The organism is Marinibactrum halimedae, from assembly GCF_021234875.1.
In the GTDB taxonomy this organism is placed as follows: Bacteria; Pseudomonadota; Gammaproteobacteria; order Pseudomonadales; family Cellvibrionaceae; genus Marinibactrum; species Marinibactrum halimedae.
The window spans coordinates 1-4,962 of the sequence record NZ_JAJQVM010000065.1; the positions used below are offsets into that span (position 1 = coordinate 1).

Genomic DNA, 4,962 nt, shown 5'->3' on the forward strand with positions numbered 1-4,962 from the left:
TAATGCCTTACCCTTTTTTCCATTGACGTCCCAACGCAACATCACCAATTTAATAGGCCGTTTTAACGTTTTGCTGTGGACAATTTCACTATAAACCTCTTCACCATTCTCTAATATTCCATCATGATGAAAACGCAGTAATTCATGATCGAAATTCACCTTTCCATCATATTTTTGAGGCCGCCCTTTACCTCGATAATCGCCTTGATAAAGCCATTGTAGGTCAGCATCGATGCGCAATTTTCCAACCATATTCAACCCTGACTTCACGACCGGCGAGACAAATTTACTCTTACTGTAATACGCATCCGCAACTAAGTAATGAATACCTCTCTTTTTCAGTCGCGAGCTTTGTGCAACCGCCTGTTCGGCATACAAATCCACCCGAGATTTACCCTTGTGCTCCAAGGTTTGTTGTGCTTCTAGCGCATAAGCAGTGTTCGATTTTAGATGAACAACAGGGCTCCCTAGTAATAATTGATCAATTCTTAAGGTTAAAGCTTGATCCATATGAACCTTTATTAATCAAAAGAAAGATTCATAAGAGAAAAATTTCATCAGGCAAATTGCCTGAGACCCCAAATATATCTTTTTGAATTTAAAATTAGGTCAAACAATGATCATTTGGGTTGGATCTGGATCATTTTGATTGTTTATTACTAGGGAGCCCTGAGATGAACAATACACAGCAACGAGGTTTCTAAACCTCGTTGTGATTCACCGGCGCAACCATTATAGAACCAACCCAATCCTTCGGTGTGTTTACCTGATTTTTGAATAAAACTGGCATCAATGGCAGCAATGCATTCATCATCTCGTGAAACCACTTGCTCAAATAAACAACTATTGAAATCAGGAAAATCAAAATCTCTTTGGTACCAACGGCTAAAACGTTTCTCACTGATACCACTATAGCGGCTGAGGTTGCGATAAGTCGCCTTCCCTTGAAAAATGCATAGAACGCGAAACAACACCAACATAAAAAGTCTTTGAGGCTTGTTCACAGTGGACATTGAAGATAAAGCGGTGTTTACTAATGATTCCATGGATAGATTTCTGTGATGATGCGATGTCAGAAACCACATTATCGCAGTTTTTATCCATGGGCCCAGTACTATGATTTTCCCTTTTTTGAACTACTTTCATTTGATACAAAATGCCATTCTAAATTTAAGTGGAGAGTAAAAACTGTCCACAGTATTGACGCTTCCACTCAAAGGCAACGAACTTGTCTTGTAAAAAAGCGGCTGTTTATTGCCGCTTTCTACTCTTGAAGGCTCTCTATTATTTTTTTAAATGTTGATCTAAAAACTTCAAAAGATCTTCATAGTATTTCGTATTCGCTTTAACGGAAACAAATCCATGACCGCCACCTTTATTGAAATGAGTTGTCACATCCTTTTTATGTTTTTTTAGCTCGTCAACCAATTTTTGCGCATGTTCAACCGGCGCTCGAAAATCTTCATGCCCATGTGCCACAAAAACGGGTTTCGTCACTTCATCGATACGATAGAGTGGAGAATAATTGTGTAGCTTTTCCTCATCCTGGCCAAGCATATATTTAAGATACTGTCGCCCTGTTTTCTTTTTACTGATATCACCACTTTTGAAGAGCAACCCCAAGTCATAAACCCCGGCAAATGCGGCAGCACATTGATACAACTCAGGATGAAGAATGACATTCATCATCGCGGAATAAGCCCCGAAACTTGCTCCGTAAATACACACTCGATTTTTATCGGCAATCTTCTGATCAATCGCCCACTTCACGCCATCAGCGATATCTTGTTGCACAAGCCCACCCCAATCTTTCCAAACCGGGGCATGGAAATCTTTACCATACCCTGATGAGCCACGAAAATTAATTTGCAATACGGCATAACCGGCGTTAGCCAAAATCTGTACTTCACGATTGTATTTCCAAATATCCCGCGCTATGGGGCCACCATGCGGCACAACGACCATAGGTAAAGGCTTCTGACTTTTTTCTGATGAGCTAGGCAAAGTGAGATAGCCGGGAATGTTCTTGCCATCCTGGGCTACGTAGGAAATTGGCTTGGTGGATGCCAATGTACTCATTGACAAATTTTTATTGACAGCAAACAAAAAATTAACCGTTTTCTTTTTGCTATCTGCAATCAAAAACTCACCTGGGTTTTCACTGGAAGATACTTTTACGACAAATCTATCGCCGTTCTCCGAGCTACTCACCACCTCGACCCAATGATCAGGAAAAGCATGAAGAATACCTTTGAAAAATTTTACAAATGCATCGTCGTTATCCAAAAAATGATACTGTGGCTTGCCATCGTGCAGTAAGGCCCCAACAACGTGTCCGGTCTTCGGATTGATGATCACATCCGATACATCAACAGAGTCATGCTCATACAATAATTTTTGTTGATGTGTGGTAAGGTCATATTGATACAACCCTACTAAGTTACGGTTGTGATTGGAAAGAAGGTAGGCAAATCGATTATCTATACTAAACGAAACGGGCACCGCCTGGCTGCCATTACTCAGTGGAATTGGCGCCCATTGGTCATCCTTTCGAATATACAATTCATCTTGAGCCTCAGTGCTTACCCCGGAGGCAAATACGATTTCTCCTTCGTTATTTGCGTAGCCTCGACCGCGTATACTCGGGTGAGACATCTCTTTGTAAGTTTTGCCACTATAGACGTTTAAACGATAAATCGCTCCGACCGTATCTTGGCCACCGTAATAATAATTTCCAATTTTTTTAAATGGATAGGTTGAAATCAATACATACTTTTCTTGGTCAGGTAATGTATGAATCACTTCGGCGGAGGCCTTCATAGACTTTCGTTTTTGAATCATGGTCCCGGTAGTCACGTCTCCCGCATGAATACCGAATAAACGTTTTTTATTCTTACCATCGTAGTTGGTTGCATATATTTGACCATCATTTTGTTTTCGGTCTAACCAACCGATATTTTTTCCAAGCTCTGCGACCAATCGCTCATTGTTGACCCATCTAAAGTAAGTAATATCTCCATCATCTTCAAACTCGAAACCTGCCAAGGCTTTTAAGGGTTCCACCTGCAAAGTCACGAGTACTTTTCTACCATTTTGGGTGGCGATCACTCCGACCTTCTCACCATCTGGCGATATTTTAACCACATGATGCTGATTGGGCTGCAATAGCATCTCAAGTGATACAGGTATGTCTTTCAATGCCGAGGCCATAGCAAATGGGGTAATCAAGAGGCTGACTAATAAAAATACTTTCATAAATAACACTTCACTCCGTAAATCTTATCTCCGAATGGGTACTGCACTCGTGACTGCTCAGAAAACACCAAGCCAAATAACAAAAATATTGTACATTATCAACACATAAAAACCTCACAATGTGACGCCGTGATCGTTTTTTTCCTGCGCTCCAGTATTCATTACTATACACATTAGCAAAATAGGCCTTATGGGTGATTAAATTGTGAACAGCTATCAAATAAACAGTGCTCCAGCTCCCACCGTTAACCCAACGTAATGATGTAGAAGTAGAAAGAAGATGAATAACTTTAGTAAAACAAATAGCCAGCTCAGTAATACAGACCAAGAACTTAGACACGCAAAAGAAGAATTAAAACGATCAGAGTGGAAACTTGAACAGGTGATGTATGAGTTACAACAATCCGGACAAAAACTTAAGAACACCGCAAAACGACTTACTCAATCAGAAGAGAAACTTGAAAAGACGGTTTATGAATTAAATCAATCTGAGTAGGGCACCACATCGATCAAAAAGAGGTCAGTATTGTTGACATAAACTCGCCCGGCCTCTCCGCCTCAATCACTGCCTGCTCAAAGAAATAATAAATCTAACTGAAAATCAGAATAGTGAATAAAAAATCACGATACACAACAACGTTTTATTCACTTTTGAATTCAACACCAACGCCTCGATTTGCTCCTTACTCTATCCATCCCATTCATTAACCCCCGTTCACCCTCAAATTTCAGCACAACACTCTATTTTCTCTGATTTTTTGACATCAATTTCATTATTTATTGATGATTTAAACGCCAAACCAATAAACTTTACAGCGTAATCTTCTCCTGCTCTTTTTAAACCTGTCATAGCTGTCATTACTGTCATATGTAATAAATGTAGCCGTGGCACGTATATCCTCCATACCCCGATATAGCGCAAAACCAATTGCTTGTTTTCTCACAAAATCTACAACGAATCCGTCTTTAGTCCCTAATTTCGCGTGATTTATTTCACAGTTCAAAAAATGAGCACCTCTAAAATGGCCACCCATCAAAGTTACTCACACACATTACTCACTCACTGACAGGTCGCCACTACAATGAAAAAGTTACCGCTTTACACTGCAATTACGGCTCTATCACTTACCGCTACGTCTAACGTGTTCGCTAATGAAATATGCAGCACCGACGCATTACGCTCTGAGATGAAAAATTTAATGGCGCAAGTGAAAGCCACTCCAAAAACCGATCCAATGCGTGCCGAATATTTAAATCAGTATTTCGACACCAAAGCCGAATTAGAATCTTGTAAAGCCATTATTGAACAAGCACAGTGGGTGGACGATAACTGTGATATGGATGCCTTACGCACAGAAATGAGCACGACCATGGCAGCGGTGAAAGCAACGCCTAAAACCGACCCCGCCCGTGCAGAATTATTAAATCATTACACGGCGACAAAAGAACAATACCAATCGTGTAAAGTCGCTATTGCCGATGTGCAAGATTATATCGATAACAACGGAAATAACGGTGGTGACAACACTGATAATGAAACCACTGTGCCAACGAATGAAGCTCCTCAAATAGCTTTAACCGGTGCGAACCCACTGTACGTTAATTTTAAAAGCCAATTTGTTGACCCCGGTGCAACCGCTACCGATGCTGAAGACGGCAGCATTAATGTGACGGCACAAGGTGCGGTAAATACACAAATTGAATCCG

5 protein-coding genes and 1 pseudogene are annotated in these 4,962 nt (G+C 40.6%); 2 read left to right on the forward strand and 4 right to left on the reverse strand.

What is annotated here, in order from left to right:
- From LU351_RS19900 to LU351_RS19910, 3 genes and pseudogenes are all read right to left on the reverse strand, one after another.
- Positions 1-510, reverse strand: a pseudogene (locus tag LU351_RS19900) (hypothetical protein); the annotation flags it as partial.
- Positions 511-659: 149 nt separating this feature from the next.
- Positions 660-1,046, reverse strand: a complete 387-nt coding sequence (locus LU351_RS19905) for a hypothetical protein (RefSeq protein ID WP_232595844.1) — start codon at positions 1,044-1,046, stop codon at positions 660-662.
- A 238-nt stretch (positions 1,047-1,284) separates the two neighbouring features.
- Complete coding sequence (locus LU351_RS19910; RefSeq protein ID WP_232595845.1) at positions 1,285-3,255, reverse strand: alpha/beta hydrolase family protein; 1,971 nt, start codon at positions 3,253-3,255, stop codon at positions 1,285-1,287.
- A 280-nt stretch (positions 3,256-3,535) separates the two neighbouring features.
- Here LU351_RS19910 and LU351_RS19915 point away from each other — a divergent pair, with 280 nt between their 5' ends.
- Positions 3,536-3,751 (forward strand): hypothetical protein, encoded by a 216-nt coding sequence (locus LU351_RS19915; RefSeq protein ID WP_232595846.1) that lies wholly within the window; start codon positions 3,536-3,538, stop codon positions 3,749-3,751.
- A gap of 225 nt (positions 3,752-3,976) precedes the next feature.
- On the opposite strand, the gene LU351_RS19920 is transcribed toward LU351_RS19915, so the two are convergent.
- Positions 3,977-4,147, reverse strand: a complete 171-nt coding sequence (locus tag LU351_RS19920) for a hypothetical protein (RefSeq protein ID WP_232595847.1) — start codon at positions 4,145-4,147, stop codon at positions 3,977-3,979.
- Positions 4,148-4,337: 190 nt separating this feature from the next.
- Here LU351_RS19920 and LU351_RS19925 point away from each other — a divergent pair.
- Positions 4,338-4,962, forward strand: a 625-nt coding sequence (locus tag LU351_RS19925; protein ID WP_232595848.1) for a DUF5011 domain-containing protein, incomplete at its 3' end; no start/stop codon positions are given.